At 60.2% G+C, this 15,808-nt stretch carries 17 protein-coding genes; 6 read left to right on the forward strand and 11 right to left on the reverse strand.

Features of this window, described 5'->3' with window-relative positions:
* Window positions 1-533: 533 nt before the first annotated feature.
* Window positions 534-974, reverse strand: coding sequence for a hypothetical protein (locus RG836_RS17310; protein ID WP_310847823.1), 441 nt, complete (start codon window positions 972-974; stop codon window positions 534-536).
* Here RG836_RS17310 and RG836_RS17315 point away from each other — a divergent pair.
* Window positions 973-1,428 carry a tRNA (cytidine(34)-2'-O)-methyltransferase gene (locus tag RG836_RS17315; RefSeq protein WP_310847826.1) on the forward strand — a complete coding sequence of 152 codons (456 nt, stop codon included), beginning with the start codon at window positions 973-975 and terminating at the stop codon, window positions 1,426-1,428. The two genes, RG836_RS17310 and RG836_RS17315, sit on opposite strands and share 2 nt — an antisense overlap.
* Window positions 1,429-1,556: 128 nt before the next feature.
* Here RG836_RS17315 and secB read toward each other — a convergent pair whose 3' ends face one another.
* The 3 genes from secB to RG836_RS17330 are packed head-to-tail and all read right to left on the reverse strand — an operon-like array spanning window position 1,557 to window position 2,752.
* A complete protein-coding gene (gene secB / locus RG836_RS17320; RefSeq protein WP_310847828.1) occupies window positions 1,557-2,042 on the reverse strand; it encodes a protein-export chaperone SecB in 486 nt (161 codons plus the stop codon).
* A 40-nt stretch (window positions 2,043-2,082) separates the two neighbouring features.
* A complete protein-coding gene (gene grxC, locus RG836_RS17325) occupies window positions 2,083-2,337 on the reverse strand; it encodes a glutaredoxin 3 (RefSeq protein WP_310847830.1) in 255 nt (84 codons plus the stop codon).
* A 1-nt stretch (window position 2,338) separates the two neighbouring features.
* Window positions 2,339-2,752 (reverse strand): rhodanese-like domain-containing protein, encoded by a 414-nt coding sequence (locus tag RG836_RS17330; protein WP_310847832.1) that lies wholly within the window; start codon window positions 2,750-2,752, stop codon window positions 2,339-2,341.
* Window positions 2,753-2,908: 156 nt separating this feature from the next.
* Here RG836_RS17330 and gpmI point away from each other — a divergent pair, with 156 nt between their 5' ends.
* The 5 genes from gpmI (at window position 2,909) to RG836_RS17355 (ending at window position 9,749) form a co-directional block, all read left to right on the forward strand.
* The gene (gene gpmI, locus RG836_RS17335) at window positions 2,909-4,441 is read left to right on the forward strand and encodes a 2,3-bisphosphoglycerate-independent phosphoglycerate mutase (RefSeq protein WP_310847834.1); all 1,533 of its coding nucleotides are present in this window, start codon (window positions 2,909-2,911) and stop codon (window positions 4,439-4,441) included.
* Between the two features lie 237 nt (window positions 4,442-4,678).
* Window positions 4,679-5,977, forward strand: a complete 1,299-nt coding sequence (locus RG836_RS17340; protein WP_310847835.1) for a murein hydrolase activator EnvC — start codon at window positions 4,679-4,681, stop codon at window positions 5,975-5,977.
* A 31-nt stretch (window positions 5,978-6,008) separates the two neighbouring features.
* Complete coding sequence (locus tag RG836_RS17345; protein ID WP_310847837.1) at window positions 6,009-7,328, forward strand: S41 family peptidase; 1,320 nt, start codon at window positions 6,009-6,011, stop codon at window positions 7,326-7,328.
* Window position 7,329: 1 nt separating this feature from the next.
* The gene (locus RG836_RS17350) at window positions 7,330-8,133 is read left to right on the forward strand and encodes a divergent polysaccharide deacetylase family protein (protein ID WP_310847839.1); all 804 of its coding nucleotides are present in this window, start codon (window positions 7,330-7,332) and stop codon (window positions 8,131-8,133) included.
* 137 nt (window positions 8,134-8,270) lie between these two features.
* Entirely contained in the window at window positions 8,271-9,749 is a 1,479-nt protein-coding gene (locus RG836_RS17355) for a trypsin-like serine peptidase (protein WP_310847840.1), read from the forward strand.
* A 4-nt stretch (window positions 9,750-9,753) separates the two neighbouring features.
* Here RG836_RS17355 and RG836_RS17360 read toward each other — a convergent pair whose 3' ends face one another.
* From RG836_RS17360 to RG836_RS17390, 7 genes are all read right to left on the reverse strand, one after another.
* Window positions 9,754-10,509 carry a substrate-binding periplasmic protein gene (locus RG836_RS17360; protein WP_310847841.1) on the reverse strand — a complete coding sequence of 252 codons (756 nt, stop codon included), beginning with the start codon at window positions 10,507-10,509 and terminating at the stop codon, window positions 9,754-9,756.
* A gap of 89 nt (window positions 10,510-10,598) precedes the next feature.
* Window positions 10,599-11,369, reverse strand: a complete 771-nt coding sequence (gene hisF / locus RG836_RS17365; RefSeq protein ID WP_310847843.1) for an imidazole glycerol phosphate synthase subunit HisF — start codon at window positions 11,367-11,369, stop codon at window positions 10,599-10,601.
* A gap of 10 nt (window positions 11,370-11,379) precedes the next feature.
* Window positions 11,380-12,117, reverse strand: coding sequence for a 1-(5-phosphoribosyl)-5-[(5-phosphoribosylamino)methylideneamino]imidazole-4-carboxamide isomerase (hisA, locus tag RG836_RS17370; protein WP_310847844.1), 738 nt, complete (start codon window positions 12,115-12,117; stop codon window positions 11,380-11,382).
* 42 nt (window positions 12,118-12,159) lie between these two features.
* Window positions 12,160-12,417, reverse strand: coding sequence for a DUF2164 domain-containing protein (locus RG836_RS17375; protein ID WP_310847846.1), 258 nt, complete (start codon window positions 12,415-12,417; stop codon window positions 12,160-12,162).
* Window positions 12,418-13,056: an imidazole glycerol phosphate synthase subunit HisH gene (hisH, locus tag RG836_RS17380; RefSeq protein WP_310847848.1), complete on the reverse strand. Its 639-nt coding sequence runs from the start codon at window positions 13,054-13,056 to the stop codon at window positions 12,418-12,420.
* Window positions 13,056-13,649, reverse strand: a complete 594-nt coding sequence (hisB, locus tag RG836_RS17385; protein WP_310847850.1) for an imidazoleglycerol-phosphate dehydratase HisB — start codon at window positions 13,647-13,649, stop codon at window positions 13,056-13,058. Before hisB ends, hisH begins: the two co-directional genes overlap by 1 nt.
* 260 nt (window positions 13,650-13,909) lie before the next feature.
* Window positions 13,910-15,571: an OFA family MFS transporter gene (locus tag RG836_RS17390; RefSeq protein ID WP_310847852.1), complete on the reverse strand. Its 1,662-nt coding sequence runs from the start codon at window positions 15,569-15,571 to the stop codon at window positions 13,910-13,912.
* Window positions 15,572-15,808 lie beyond the last annotated feature (237 nt).

Here is a 15,808-nt window from a genome sequence, read left to right on the forward strand (position 1 = left end):
TGGGAGCGAGCCCGCTCGCGAAATCAGAGTGTCAGTCGACATCAATGTTGCTGACCCACCGCTTTCGCGAGCAGGCTCGCTCCCACATTTTTTCCCCTCTGTTTTTTCTAAGCAATGCACCGACGCAATGCACCGTGACCCGCAATCGCGCACGGCAACTGATCTGAAATGCCGCCAACCTCGCTGAAATTAACAGTCGCACAAAAACACGAAAGCCCCGTAAATCGGGGCTTTCAGCGTTTTACAGGGCTTTTATGTTTCAGGTTATTAACAGTTGGCACGCGCCCTGCAATAGTCCTTTCAGTGATTCAGGCAACACGCTGATCACCACCCAGTTTTGGGGACCTTGGTACAGGCAGGCCGGGGATTCCCTCTTTTACACCAGGCTCACACCGCACCTGCGACGAGCCGACCGTTTTGGGGCCCTTGATACAGGCAGGTCAGGGGTTCCTTCTTTACACCGGGTCCGCGCGCCCTGCGCGAACCTTGCCGTTTTGGGGACCTTGGTACAGGCAGGCCGGGGATTCCCTCTTTTATTGCTCCTGGAGATGGATCTCCAATCGCCAGCGGTCATCGACCTCACTACCGGCCCACTCCCCCTTCAAGGGCCGGGCCGCCAGCAGCGTCAGCAACAACCCCTTATCAGTCAATCGCAGCCGCCAGTTCACGTCCTTGTCGTTGAGCTTGAGCTGGCCTCGCGCGGTTTTGCCTTGAGCGTCGAACAGCAACGCCACGGTGCCGTCGATCAGCTCGCCGTGGGTCTTGGGTTCGTTGTTGAACCACACCACCAAGCCATCCGCGGTGACTTCGACCTGTTGCAACACGCTGGGATCCGGGGTGGTGAGGCGGCCGATCATCAAACCCACCATCATCCCGACGATCGCTAGCGAAAACATGACCCGCAGCAATAGTTTCGAACGCTGGTCCGTGGGCGGCGTAGAATGCCGGTCATCTTTATCTTCGGAGCCGTGCATGTTTCACGTCATCCTTTTTCAACCAGAAATTCCGCCGAATACCGGCAACGTTATCAGGCTGTGCGCCAACAGTGGCTGCCACCTGCATTTGATCGAGCCGCTGGGCTTCGAGATGGACGACAAGCGCTTGCGCCGCGCCGGGCTCGACTACCACGAATACGCGACTTTGCAGCGCCATGCCGACCTCGCCAGTTGCCTGGAGAGCCTGGGCCAGCCGCGACTGTTCGCGTTCACCACCAAGGGCTCGCGGCCGTTCCATGACGCCAGTTTCGCGCAAGGCGATGCCTTTCTGTTCGGCCCGGAAAGCCGTGGCCTGCCTGCCGAAGTGCTCGACGCACTGCCCGGCGAACAACGCCTGCGCCTGCCCATGCGCGAAGGTTGCCGCAGCCTGAACCTGTCCAACACCGTGGCCGTTGCCGTGTACGAAGGCTGGCGCCAGCTCGGTTTCAAATAACCCAAAAAACAGTGTGGGAGCGGGCTTGCCCGCGAAGACGGCGTGTCAGCCAACATCAATGTTGAATGATCGACCGCTATCGCGGGCAAGCCCGCTCCCACAGTGGACTTGCCTGGATTCAGTAACGCTTACTGAACCGTCGGCGTCTCGCCCGAAGCCTGCATGCGCTGCAGCTCTTGCGCGTACAGGGCGTCGAAGTTCACCGGGGCCAGCATCAGCGCCGGGAACGAACCACGGGTCACCAGGCTGTCCAGGGTTTCACGGGCGTACGGGAACAGGATGTTCGGGCAGAACGCACCGAGGGTGTGGCTCATCGAAGCGTCGTCCAGGTTCTTGATCAGGAAGATCCCGGCTTGCTGCACTTCAGCGATAAACGCCACTTCTTCACCGTTCTTCACGGTCACCGACAAAGTCAGCACGACCTCGTGGAAGTCACCTTCCAGGGCTTTTTGACGGGTGTTGAGGTCAAGACCGACGCTCGGCTCCCACTGCTGGCGGAAGATCGCCGGGCTTTTCGGGGCTTCGAAAGACAAGTCACGGACGTAGATACGCTGCAAGGAGAATTGCGGTGCGCTCTCGTCTTCGCTGGCAGCTGTGTTCTGTTGGTCAGTCATCGCAGATCCTTCTTACATTAAAGGCTTGTAGGTTGTTGAATCAGGCTTTCAGCAGAGCGTCGAGCTTGCCGGCGCGCTCCAGGGCATACAAATCATCACAACCGCCGACATGGCGCTCGCCGATCCAAATCTGCGGCACGGACGTACGCCCGGCTTTCTGGATCATGGCGGCGCGCACTTGCGGCTTGCCATCGACCACGATCTCTTCGAATGTCACACCCTTGTCGGCGAGCAATCGCTTGGCGCGCGAACAGTAGGGGCAGTAATCGCTGGAGTAGACGACGACAGGCTTCATATCACTTCACCAGCGGCAGGTTGTCGCCTTTCCAGGCAGACACGCCGCCGGACAGCTTGGCGGCGGTGTAGCCGGCCTTCATCAGCTCGCGAGCGTGGGTGCCGGCGGTCTGGCCCAGGGCGTCGACCAGGATGATGGTCTTGGCCTTGTGCTTTTCCAGTTCACCGACCCGTGCGGTCAGCTTGTCATGCGGGATGTTCACCGCGCCGACGATGTGGCCGTTGGCGAAATCCTTGGTTGGACGGATGTCGATCACCACGCCTTGGTCCTTGTTGACCAGCGCGGTCAGTTCACCGGTGCTCAGGCTGCGGCCGCCGCCTTGCATCTGATAGGCAATCAGCAACGCCAGCAGGACGACGAAGAGACCGACGAGCAGATAGTGGTTAGTGGCAAATTCAATCAGGTGAGCAACCATCGAAGGAGGTTCCAGGGCGTTAAAATGTCGGCCAGTATACACAGCGGGCCTGGCGGGCCAAACCCCGTCCGGCGGTGACGCCGCAGGAACTTCGCATTAAACTCCTGTTCCCTTTTCCATCGCCCCTCTTTTTTAACTCAGCCACGAGCGGATTCCATGACTACCACGCCTAAACCTTTGGTCCTGATGATTCTCGACGGCTTCGGTCACAGTGAAAGCCACGAAGCCAACGCCGTGTACTCGGCCCGCAAGCCAGTGCTCGATCGCCTGACCGCCAGCGTGCCGAACGGGCTGATCTCGGGCAGCGGCATGGACGTCGGCCTGCCGGACGGGCAAATGGGCAACTCCGAAGTCGGCCACATGAACCTCGGCGCCGGCCGCGTGGTGTACCAGGATTTCACCCGCGTGACCAAATCGATCCGCGACGGCGAGTTCTTCGAGAACCCGACCATCTGCGCCGCCGTCGACAAAGCGGTCGCTGCCGGCAAAGCCGTGCACTTCATGGGCCTGCTGTCCGACGGCGGTGTGCACAGCCACCAGGATCACCTGGTCGCCATGGCCGAACTGGCCTTCAAGCGCGGCGCGCAAAACATCTACCTGCATGCCTTCCTCGACGGACGCGACACGCCGCCGAAGAGCGCCGAGTCGTCGATCGAACTGCTCGACGCGACCTTCCAGGCACTGGGCAAGGGCCGGATTGCCTCCTTGGTCGGTCGCTACTTCGCCATGGACCGTGATAACCGTTGGGACCGAGTCGAGCAGGCGTACAACCTGATCGTCGACGGCAACGGCCAATTCAACGCCGCCACTGCGCAAGAAGGCCTGCAGGCGGCTTACGAGCGTGGCGAGAGCGATGAATTCGTCAAAGCCACCACCATCGGCGAACCGGTGAAAGTCGAAGACGGCGACGCCGTGGTGTTCATGAACTTCCGCGCCGACCGCGCCCGCGAACTGACCCGGGTGTTCGTCGAAGACGATTTCAAGGATTTCGCCCGCGCCCGCCAGCCAAAACTGGCCGGCTACGTGATGCTGACCCAATACGCTGCCAGCATTCCCGCCCCCTCGGCTTTCGCTGCTGGCAGCCTGGACAACGTGCTGGGCGATTACCTGGCGAAAAACGGCAAAACCCAACTGCGCATCGCCGAAACCGAGAAGTACGCGCACGTGACCTTCTTCTTCTCCGGCGGCCGCGAGGAACCCTTCCCGGGCGAAGAACGCATCCTGATTCCATCGCCGAAAGTCGCCACCTACGACTTGCAGCCGGAAATGAGTGCGCCGGAAGTCACCGACCGTATCGTCGAAGCCATCGAAAACCAGCGCTTCGACGTGATCGTGGTCAACTACGCCAACGGCGACATGGTCGGCCACAGCGGCAACCTCGAAGCTGCAGTGAAGGCCGTGGAATGCCTGGACCTGTGTGTCGGCCGCATCGTCGACGCCCTGGAAAAGGTCGGCGGCGAAGCGCTGATCACTGCGGACCACGGCAACTGCGAAAAGATGTCCGATGAAGAAACTCATCAGGCGCACACCGCGCACACCACTGAGCCGGTGCCGTTCATTTATGTCGGCAAGCGCGACTTCAAGGTCCGCGACGGCGGCGTCCTGGCGGACGTGGCACCGACCATGCTGATGCTGATGGGCCTGGAGAAACCGGCGGAAATGACCGGCACGTCGATCCTGGTGAAATAAGCCTCTTCAAACGACACTAAACCTTGTGGGAGCGGGCTTGCCCGCGAAAGCGGTGTATCAGCCAACAGAGATGTCGCCTGATACTCCTACTTCGCGAGCAAGCCCGCTCCCACATTGGTTTGCGCTGTTTTCACTCGCGAACTTGCTCCAGTTATCACACAGCCCCAATTGGGCGTTTTTTTTGCAACGCATGGCGGGCATACTAGGCCGTCCTTTTCCCTGGTGTCGCCCGCCTCTATGCTTCGCGCCCTGATTGCCCTTGCTCTGATGTGCCTGCTTCAACCGGCCTTTGCCGATGAACGCGCGCAAACCCAACAACAGTTGGACGCCACGCGTCAGGACATCGCCGAGCTGAAAAAACTGCTGGGCAAATTGCAGGAAGAAAAATCCGGCGTGCAGAAAGAACTGCGCGGCACCGAAACCGAGATGGGCAACCTCGAGAAGCAGGTCGAAGCGCTGCAAAAAGAGCTGAAAAAAAGCGAATCCGAGTTGCAGCGACTCGATGCCGAGAAAAAAAAACTCCAAAGCGCGCGCACTGAACAGCAACGGCTGATCGCCATCCAGGCCCGGGCCGCCTACCAGAACGGCCGACAGGAGTACCTCAAGCTCCTGCTCAATCAGCAGAACCCGGAAAAATTCGCCCGCACCCTCACCTATTACGACTACCTGAGCCAGGCCCGCCTGGAGCAGTTGAAGAACTTCAACGAAACCCTGCGCCAACTGGCCAACGTCGAGAAGGACATCGCCCAGCAGCAAGCACAACTGTTGGTGCAGAAAAGCAGCCTCGACAGCCAGCGTGACGAACTCGACAAAGTGCGCCAGCAACGCCAGCAAGTCCTGGCCAAGCTCAACAGCGACGTAAAGGCCCGCGACCAGAAACTGCAAGCGCGCGAGCAGGATCAGGCAGACCTGTCTAAAGTCCTTAAAACCATCGAAGAAACCCTGGCGCGCCAGGCTCGTGAGGCGGAAGAAGCGCGGCAAAAAGCGCTGATCGCCCAGCAGGAAGCGGAAAAAAAGCGCTTACGTGAAGCCCAGGCAGCCGCAGATGCTGAGACCAGCGATGCGCCGCGCAAGCCCGCGCGGCCAACCCCTGGCGCGCTGGTTTCCAGTGCCGGCGAGACCTTCGGTGGGCCATTTGCTTCCACTCGCGGAAAACTTCCTTGGCCGGTTGATGGTCGACTGTTGGCGCGCTTCGGCGAATCCCGTGGCGACGACGTGCGCACCAAGTGGGACGGCGTGATGATCAGCGCCTCCGCCGGCAGTGCAGTGCATGCCGTGCACGGTGGTCGCGTGGTGTTTGCCGATTGGCTGCGCGGTGCCGGGCTGCTGGTGATCCTCGACCATGGCAACGGTTTTTTGAGTCTTTACGGTCACAACCAGACATTGCTTAAGTCGGCCGGTGACGTGGTAAAAGCCGGCGAGTCCATTTCCACTGTGGGTAACAGTGGCGGCCAGGACACGCCAGCGCTGTATTTCGCAATTCGTCAGCAGGGTCACCCGAGTGATCCGGCGCAATGGTGCCGAGCGCAAGGATAAGCGCTGCATCTACATTAGGAGTTCGTTCGACATGCTGCATTTGTCTCGCCTTACCTCGCTGGCCCTGACGATCGCCCTGGTGATCGGCGCGCCTCTGGCGTTTGCTGCCGACCCAGCTCCGGCCATCGCCCCTGCGGGCACTGCAGCCACCACCAAAGCGCCATTGCCGCTGGAAGAGTTGCGCACCTTTGCCGAGGTCATGGACCGGATCAAAGCGGCGTATGTCGACCCGATCGATGACAAGACCCTGCTGGAAAACGCCATCAAAGGCATGCTCAGCAACCTCGATCCGCACTCCGCCTACCTGGGCCCCGAAGATTTCGCCGAATTGCAAGAAAGCACCAGCGGCGAATTCGGCGGCCTGGGCATCGAAGTCGGCGCCGAGGATGGCTTTATCAAAGTGGTGTCGCCGATTGACGACACGCCGGCCTCCAAGGCTGGCATCCAGGCTGGCGACTTCATCGTCAAGATCAACGGCGCGCCCACTCGTGGCCAAACCATGACCGAAGCCGTGGACAAGATGCGCGGCAAGATCGGCCAGAAAATCACTCTGACCCTGGTGCGCGACGGCGGCACGCCGTTTGACGTGACCCTGGCCCGTGCGGTGATTCAGGTCAAGAGCGTCAAGGCACAACTGCTGGAGTCGGGCTACGGCTACATCCGTATCACCCAGTTCCAGGTCAAGACCGGCGAAGAGGTCTCCAAGGCCCTGGCCAAGCTGCGCAAAGACAATGGCAAAAAGCTCAACGGCATCATTCTCGACCTGCGTAACAACCCGGGCGGCGTGTTGCAAGCGGCGGTGGAAGTGGTGGACCACTTCATCACCAAAGGCCTGATCGTCTACACCAAGGGCCGGATCGCCAATTCCGAACTGCGCTTCTCCGCCACCGGCAAAGACGAAAGTGAAGCTGTGCCCATGGTCGTGCTGATCAACGGTGGCAGCGCCTCGGCCTCGGAAATCGTCGCCGGCGCCTTGCAGGACCAGAAGCGCGCCGTGCTGATGGGCACCACCAGTTTCGGCAAGGGCTCGGTGCAAACGGTGCTGCCGCTGAATAATGACCGCGCGCTGAAAATAACTACCGCGCTGTACTTCACCCCAAACGGCCGCTCGATCCAGGCTCAGGGCATCGTCCCGGACATCGAAGTGCGCAAGGCCAAGATCACCAACGAGGCCGACAGCGAATACTTCAAGGAAGCCGACCTGCAAGGTCACTTGGGCAACGGCAACGGCGGCGCCGACAAGCCAACCGGCTCGGGCACCAAGGCCAAGCCGATGCCGCAGGATGACGACTACCAACTGGCCCAGGCACTGAGCCTGCTCAAGGGCCTGAGCATCACCTCCGGCCGCTGAGATGCGCCGCTGGTTGCTCATCGGTCTGCTGGGTTGCCTGGCGGGCGCTGCACACGCAGCCCCTGCCCCGCCAGAGAGCAAACCCCACAAAGCCTACCTGAGCCTGATCATCGATGACCTGGGGCAAAACCTGCCCCGGGATCGCCGGGTGCTGAGCCTGCCCGGCCCGGTGACCACGGCGATCATGCCCGACACCCCCCACGCCGCTGAATTCGCCCGCGAAGCCCATCGCGCCGGCAAGATCGTCATTCTCCATATGCCCATGGACCCGGCCACCGGCCCGTTCGCCTGGCACCCCGAGCTGCCGATCGAAGAACTGCAAAAACGCCTTGATGCTGCCTTCAACGCCGTCCCTTTTACCTCCGGCATCAATAACCATATGGGCAGTCGCATGACCGCCCAACCGGTGGCCATGGCCTGGCTGATGGGCGAGCTGCAGCGTCGGCACAAATTTTTCGTCGACAGCCGCACCAGCGCACAAACCGTCGGCGCCGCCGAAGCGCAGAAGATCGGGCTGGCCAGCGTCTCGCGGGACGTGTTCCTCGATGACGAACGCACCGAAGCGGCGATCTTCACCCAGTTGCAGACCGCTATCAGCCTGGCGCGCAAGCAGGGCTCGGCGGTGATGATCGGCCATCCCTATCCGCAGACCCTCGCCGTGCTTGAACGTGAGTTGCCGAAGCTCAAGGCACAGGGCATCGACTGGATCGATATTCGCTTGATGATCAGCGTGCGCAGTAATCTGGCGACCGCCGCCCATGGGGTAAAAGGGGTGTATCGCCCGGCCCGTCCGGCGACTCAATAACCCGGTTTAACTTTTCCGTGTTTACATCGGGACACAGTGCCGAACTTAGTAAACTTCTTAATCTCAGCTTAAACTTGCGACGCGCACTAAAACGATAGTTGCTGCTTAATTAAAAACATCATTACCAAGGATCGGTCATGAAGACACCGCTATTTCACGCATATACTTTAAGCGCGTTATTAATGACTCAAACGGCCTGCGCCGCGCAAAGTTCATCTCCTGCTGAATCGGTACTATTGAATAACCAGGATAATTCCTACGCTCATTGGAACGGCATCGGCAAATTATTCAAGGGTGGCGAACCGCTGTGTACTGCCACTTTGTTGGACACCCGCGACAGCGATAACAACAGCGTCGGCCCCGCTTACTTGCTAACGGCCGGCCATTGCGTATCGTATGACCCGGGTCCCAATACTGATGAGCCCTTCGATGGGGCGGTTGTCTTCAATTATTTCAACGACACGCCGGATGAACATCACCGCTACGACGTCGAAAAAGCCACCTGGAACAGCATGGTCGGCACTGACTTTGCCATTCTGCAACTGAAAGCGCCGCTGGCAACGCTCATAGAAGATGGGATTACGCCGATCAGGCTATCGACCCGGGCGTCCGCCGCTGTTGGTGAGATCCAGATCGTCGGGGCGCCTCACGCATTCGCCGAATCCGGCCTGCGTCTCGCCACGTGCAACCAGGCCCCCACCGATGCGGCACTGGTTGAGTCCATCGGGACCTTCGCCAATACCTTGAAAAATCACTGCGCGGGAATTGGCCAGGGTTCCTCCGGGAGCCCGGTGATCGAGCCGGCAACGGGGGAAATCACCAGCGTGCTGTTCACCTCCACCAACGAAGCCACTGTCGATACCTTGTGTTTCTGGAATACACCCTGCGAAGTTAAAAATGGCCAACCAACATTAGCCACAAACGCTCAGTACAGCCACAGTGTTGAATACCTGGCGGGTTGTTTTGTCAGCGGTACTTTCAATTCGCGCCTGAATAGTTGCGCACTCAATAAAAGTTTCAATCTAAACCCCGAGCGCTTCGGCTTTTCAGACTACGCATACACACCCAAGGAACATGAACAAACGCCTGCCTGGAAACTAACGTTTTCTCCCGATACACCGTTTTATCATTACAAATCAGTCAACGATGCGCGCTCTTGTTACTCACCGGCTGGCTACAGCGCGGCCACTGATAGTCATGACGCAGAAATTGATTCAGTGATGGGCCGTGAACCCGGTATGTACTCACTGTGCATCGTCGGGACAGATACCGCGCAAGAGCGCCCCGACGCCGCAGCGCTGAAACATACGAAGATTTTCTCCGCCCAGTTAGTGGATGACGGGCCTGCGCGCATGCCGGAAGTAACGGTTACGCCCATTGAGACGGGCGGCTATCAAGTCGAAGCTCGCCGAGGCGACCCGCACTTCACCCAAAACCGCTATCAAGTCGCGGCGGCGGAGGATACTCGCTGCGAACAGACGGAGCGCAAGGATTACCGTTGGTTTACGAGCCTCACGCTTACGCCTGAACAACTGCCACTGACGCTCTGCACCTACGCGATCAACCGCGCAGGCAAGGCGTCTGCCACACGCATCGACCTGCTCCCGCAGCACTGACGGATCACAGGTAGCGCGCCATGATGTCGTCGACGATACCTTCCTGGCGCAATTCATTCAGGGCTGCCTGCAACTTGGCCACTGTTTCATCGGGCACGTCTTTATTCAGCGCCAAGTACAACTCGGCGCTGTTGAAGCGCAGCACGGTCTTGAGCCCGCTAACGCCTTCCTGGCGTGCCAGGTAACGGCCGGCGGGGTCGCCGGTGGCCCAGAGGTCGATCTGACCGTTAACCAGTTTCCTGGCGTTGTCTTGGTCGCGCAGCACGACGATCGGTTTGAGCCCTTGCTTGGCCAGGGTTTCAGCGATGGCATCGCCCTTGTAGGCGCCGATCCTGTACTTGCGCGCGTCTTCCAGAGTTTCGAGGCTGAGCTTGCTGTCGGCCTTGGCCAGCATGATCCAGTCGTCCGGCCCGATTGGCCCGACCCATTTGAAGAGTTTCTCCCGGTCCGGCAGGCGTGCCATCACGAACACGCCGTACCCGGGTTTCTCGAGGGCGAGTTTGTAGATGCGCTCCCAGGGAAATCGCAGGGTCAGGCTGTAGGTGATGCCGGCGCGCTTGAACATCTCACGCACGATGTCCACGGCGATGCCGTTGATGTTCTCGTCCTGGGCGAAATTCTTGCCGTTTTTCGCCATGTTGTAGGGCGGGAAATTTTCCGTCAGCAGCACCAGATCCGTGTCGGGACTGTCTTCGGCAAATGCCCCATTCAGGAGCAGGAAGGAAGCACTGGCGAGGGCGAGGAGAAGGCGTTTGAGCATGTCGGGCTACCGGAATCCATGGCGTGCCCAAGAGTGCCTTGAGCCCGCCATGCTGTCCACTGGCCTGTATCGATTTTCAGGTGCGCGACTTAGCGCATCACAATCCCGCGATGGGCCATAAAGGCCTTCGCTTCCTGCACCGTGTATTCGCCGAAGTGGAAAATACTGGCCGCCAACACTGCGCTGGCGTGGCCTTCGACGATGCCGTCGGCCAGGTGCTGCAAATTACCGACGCCACCGGAAGCGATGACCGGAATACCCAGCGCATCGCTGATCGCGCGCGTCACGCCGAGGTCGAAGCCGTTTTTCATGCCGTCCTGGTCCATGCTGGTCAGGAGGATTTCACCGGCGCCCAGGCCTTCCATTTTCTTCGCCCACTCCACCGCGTCGAGGCCGGTCGGCTTGCGTCCGCCGTGGGTGAAGATTTCCCAGCGCGGGGTTTCGCCCGGGCCGGAGACTTTCTTCGCATCGATCGCGACGACGATGCACTGCGAGCCGAAATGCTGAGCCGCTTCGCCGACGAATTCCGGGTTGAACACCGCCGCCGTGTTGATCGACACCTTGTCCGCGCCGGCATTGAGCAGATTGCGGATGTCTTGCACGGTGCGCACGCCACCGCCGACGGTCAGCGGGATAAACACCTGGCTAGCCATGCGCTCGACGGTGTGCAGCGTGGTGTCGCGGCCATCGACGCTGGCCGTGATGTCGAGAAAGGTAATCTCGTCAGCGCCCTGCTCGTCGTAGCGGCGAGCGATTTCCACCGGGTCACCGGCGTCGCGGATGTTCTCGAACTTGACGCCTTTGACCACCCGGCCGTTGTCCACGTCCAGGCAAGGGATGATGCGTTTGGCCAGGGCCATGGTCGTTTCCTCAGCCGGTGTACGAATCGCAGAAAGCTTGCGCTTCGGCGACGTCGAGAGTGCCTTCGTAAATCGCCCGGCCAGTGATCGCGCCGATGATGCCCGGCGCCTTGGCATCGAGCAGCGACTTGATGTCGCCCAGGTTATGAATGCCGCCGGAGGCGATCACCGGAATTCGCGTGGCCGCCGCCAGCGCTGCAGTGAACGGCACGTTGCAGCCCTGCATCATGCCGTCTTTGGCGATGTCGGTATAAACGATCGCGGATACACCGTCGGCCTCGAACTGCTTGGCCAGGTCGATGACCTGCACGGTGCTGATTTCAGCCCAGCCGTCGGTGGCGACGAAGCCGTCCTTGGCGTCGAGGCCGACGATGACCTTGCCCGGGAAGGCGCGGCAGGCTTCGGCGACGAAGGCCGGATCTTTCACGGCTTTGGTGCCGATGATCACGTAGCTGACGCCAGCCTTGACGTAGTGCTCGATGGTTTCCAGCGAGCGAATGCCGCCGCCGATCTGGATCGGCAGGTTCGGGTAGCGCTTGGCGATCGCGGTGACCACTTCACCGTTGACCGGCTGGCCTTCGAAGGCGCCGTTGAGGTCGACCAGATGCAGACGGCGGCAGCCGCCCTCCACCCACTTGGCGGCCATGCTCACCGGGTCATCGGAGAACACCGTGGAATCTTCCATGCGGCCCTGGCGCAGACGGACGCAGGCGCCGTCCTTAAGATCGATAGCGGGGATAATCAGCATCTGGCAAACCTTCAAATTCGAATGTTCAGCTTGGCTCGGAAATCAGTTTTTCTCGAGCGCCCACAGGTCGCTTTCGATGCTGTCGAACCTCTCTTTGAGGTGCGTCTGCACGTCGAAAATCGCCCTGTTGTAATAGTGCGGAGCAATTTCGCGGGTAAACAGCTCAAGGATTTCCGCCGCTTCGAACGAACCCAGATCCAGTTCGAAGCGATCCTCCATAAAGCGTTTGATCTTGTGAGTGGCCTCGTTCTCCTGCTCGGGAGTGAGGGTCAGGATCGGCGGCTTTACCTTCTTGGCCATTTACCAGCGACCGTCCCATGCGGCGAAGTTCTGCAGCAATTGCAGGCCATGGGTATGGCTCTTCTCGGGGTGGAACTGCACCGCGAAGCGCGAGCCATCGGCCAGGGCCGCGGCGAAATCGACACCGTAGTGCCCGTTACCCACCACCTGTCGCGGGTTGGCGGCGGCGATGTAGTAGCTGTGCACGAAATAGAATCGCGCCAGATCCGGAATGTTGTGCCACAGCGGGTGTTCCACCGTCTGCTTCACCTCGTTCCAGCCCATGTGCGGGACTTTCAAGTGTTCGCCGTCTTCGTGCAGGTCTTTGCCGAAGAACCGCACCGCGCCCGGAAACAGGCCGATGCAGTCGACACCGTCGTTCTCTTCGCTGCTGTCGAGCAAGGCTTGCATGCCGACGCAGATGCCGAGGAACGGCCGGTCCTGGCTGACTTCACGCACCAGCGAATCGAAGCCCAGGCGACGGATCTCCGCCATGCAATCGCGAATCGCGCCCACACCAGGGAAAACCACCCGGTCGGCCTCGCGAATCACGTCCGCATCGCTGGTAATCAGCACTTTACCCGCCCCCACATGCTCGAGGGCCTTGGCCACCGAGTGCAGGTTGCCCATGCCGTAATCGATAACCGCGACCGTCTGCATTACAGAACGCCCTTGGTCGAAGGCATTTGCCCGGCCATCCGGTCATCCAGCTCCACGGCCATGCGCAGTGCGCGGCCGAAAGCCTTGAACACGGTTTCGATCTGGTGGTGGGTGTTATGCCCGCGCAGGTTGTCGATGTGCAGGGTCACGTTGGCGTGGTTGACGAAGCCCTGGAAAAATTCCTGGAACAGGTCAACGTCGAAGCCGCCTACGGTGGCGCGGGTGTAGGGAACGTGCATCTGCAGGCCTGGACGGCCGGAGAAGTCGATCACCACGCGCGACAGCGCTTCATCGAGCGGAACATAGGCATGGCCATAGCGGCGAATGCCCTTCTTGTCGCCGATGGCTTTGGTAAAGGCCTGGCCGAGGGTAATACCGACGTCTTCCACGGTGTGGTGGTCGTCGATATGCAGGTCGCCCTTGCTCGTAATATCCAGGTCGATCAGCCCGTGACGGGCGATTTGATCCAGCATGTGCTCAAGAAAAGGGACACCGATATCAAATCGGGCCTTTCCGGTGCCATCCAGGTTGATCGAGGCTTTGATCTGGGTTTCCAGAGTGTCGCGCTCGACGGACGCCATACGTTCGGCCATCACCAGCTCCGCAAAAATCATTGGGCGAAAAAGGCAGCCATTATAGGGGCGCGGGCGCCAAACAGAAACACGCGGGGTGATATGACTGACGGGCTGAATGCCGCACCGTCGACGATAGACATGTCAGTACAAGCAGGCAGAAACGACTGCGGGAGCGAGCCTGCTCACGAAAGCGGTGTGTCAACCGACGCTTATGTCGACCGATACGCCCTCTTCGCGAGCAGGCTCGCTCCCACAAAAGTGAAGCGTCTACTCAGCGGTTAGTGGAACAGCACCGCAGTTTTCTGCAGGGTGACCCACACGCCCCACGCCAGCGGGATACCGACCGCCAGCCAGGCAGCGATGGCCAACGGCTTGGAGCCCGGGGCCGCTTTCCACTCCAGGACAGTGCTGCCATCCGCACCCTTGTCGTGACCCAGCGCCTGTTCGGCCGCCAGCTCAGCGTCAGTCATGAAGTACTTGTCGGCCACCGGGCGAACCATCAGGTTGCACAGGAAGCCCAGCACCAACAGACCGGAAAGGATGTACAGGGTGATGTCGTAAGCGGCGGCACGTTCAACGCCGATGCTCAACTGATACTCACGCAGGTAGTTCACCAGTACCGGACCCAACACGCCCGCGGCAGCCCAAGCGGTCAACAGCCGACCGTGGATTGCGCCGACCATTTGCGTACCGAACAGGTCCGCCAGGTAAGCCGGAACCGTGGCGAAACCACCGCCGTACATCGACAGGATCACGCAGAATGCCGCGACGAACAGCGCAACGCTGCCCAGGTGGCCCAGGTTCGGGATCAACGCGTACAGGGCAAAGCCCAGGGCGAAGAATACAAAGTAAGTGTTTTTACGGCCCAGGTAGTCGGAGAACGACGCCCAGAAGAAGCGCCCGCCGATGTTGAACAGGCTCAACAGACCAGTGAAACCCGCAGCAATCGCCGCGATGGAAGCCAGTTGACCAGCGTCCAGTTGACCGAACGGCAGGTCATTGCCTAGCAATTTGCCGCCGAACACTTCTTGCAGCAGTGGCGAAGCCATGCCGAGGATGCCGATACCGGCGGATACGTTCAGGCACAGCACCAGCCAGACCAGGCGGAACTGCGGGGTTTTCCAGGCCACGTTCACGTGTACGTGACGATTGGTGATCATCGCGTTGGAGGCTTTCTTCGCCGGAGCGGTCCAGCCTTCAGGCTTCCAGCCGGTTGGCGGAACGCGGTACGACAAGGCGCCACCGATCATGAACACGAAGTAGATCGCGGCCATGGCCACGAAGCTCTGCCAGACGCCCACGCCCTCGGCGGAACCGAAATGGCTCATCAGCGCGGTCGCCAGCGGTGCACCGACCATCGCACCACCACCGAAGCCCATGATTGCCATGCCGGTCGCCATGCCGCGCTTGTCCGGGAACCACTTGATCAGGGTCGACACAGGCGAGATGTAGCCCAAGCCCAGACCGATACCGCCGATCACGCCCGACCCGACCCACATCAGCCAGATCTGGTGGGTATAGATGCCCAGCGCCGAAATCAGCAGACCGCCACACCAGCACAGGGCCGATACAACGCCGGCCTTGCGTGGGCCGGCGTGTTCCAGCCAGCCACCCCAGATAGCTGCCGAGCAGCCCAGGAAGATGAAGAACAGGGTGTAGATCCAGCCGAGCATGGAGATCGGCCAGTCGCATTGCGACGAGAACACTTGCGAGATGAAGCTCATGTCTGGAGCGCAAGCCACAGGCTTGGTCACGCCCAGCGCTTTGGACAATGGCAGCCAGAATACGGAGAAACCGTAGGCCATGCCGATGCACAAGTGGATGGCCAAGGCAGCCGGTGGAACCAGCCAGCGGTTGAAACCGGGCTTGGCGATGATGCGTTCCTTGGAGAGGAACGCAGGCTGGGCGGCAATGCCGCCCGCCGTAATGCTCGTACTCATTATGTATCCCCCAATTATTAGTATGGTTCGCCAGCCACCCGACACCCACAGCCTTTTCGTGCACGCACAGGCACGGCTGTTTTATTGGTGGAGCTCCATGAGGGCGCGCGACAACACGTCGCAGAAGGTCGGGCGAACCTGCGAAGATTACCATCGGAACGTGACAGAAAAACCAAATTGACATCACCTTTTCTGAATCGGCGCAATCGTTTGCAGGGTGAATAACTCATCCCACCA

It is taken from the genome of Pseudomonas rhizozeae, assembly GCF_031583775.1.
Classification (GTDB): domain Bacteria; phylum Pseudomonadota; class Gammaproteobacteria; order Pseudomonadales; family Pseudomonadaceae; genus Aquipseudomonas.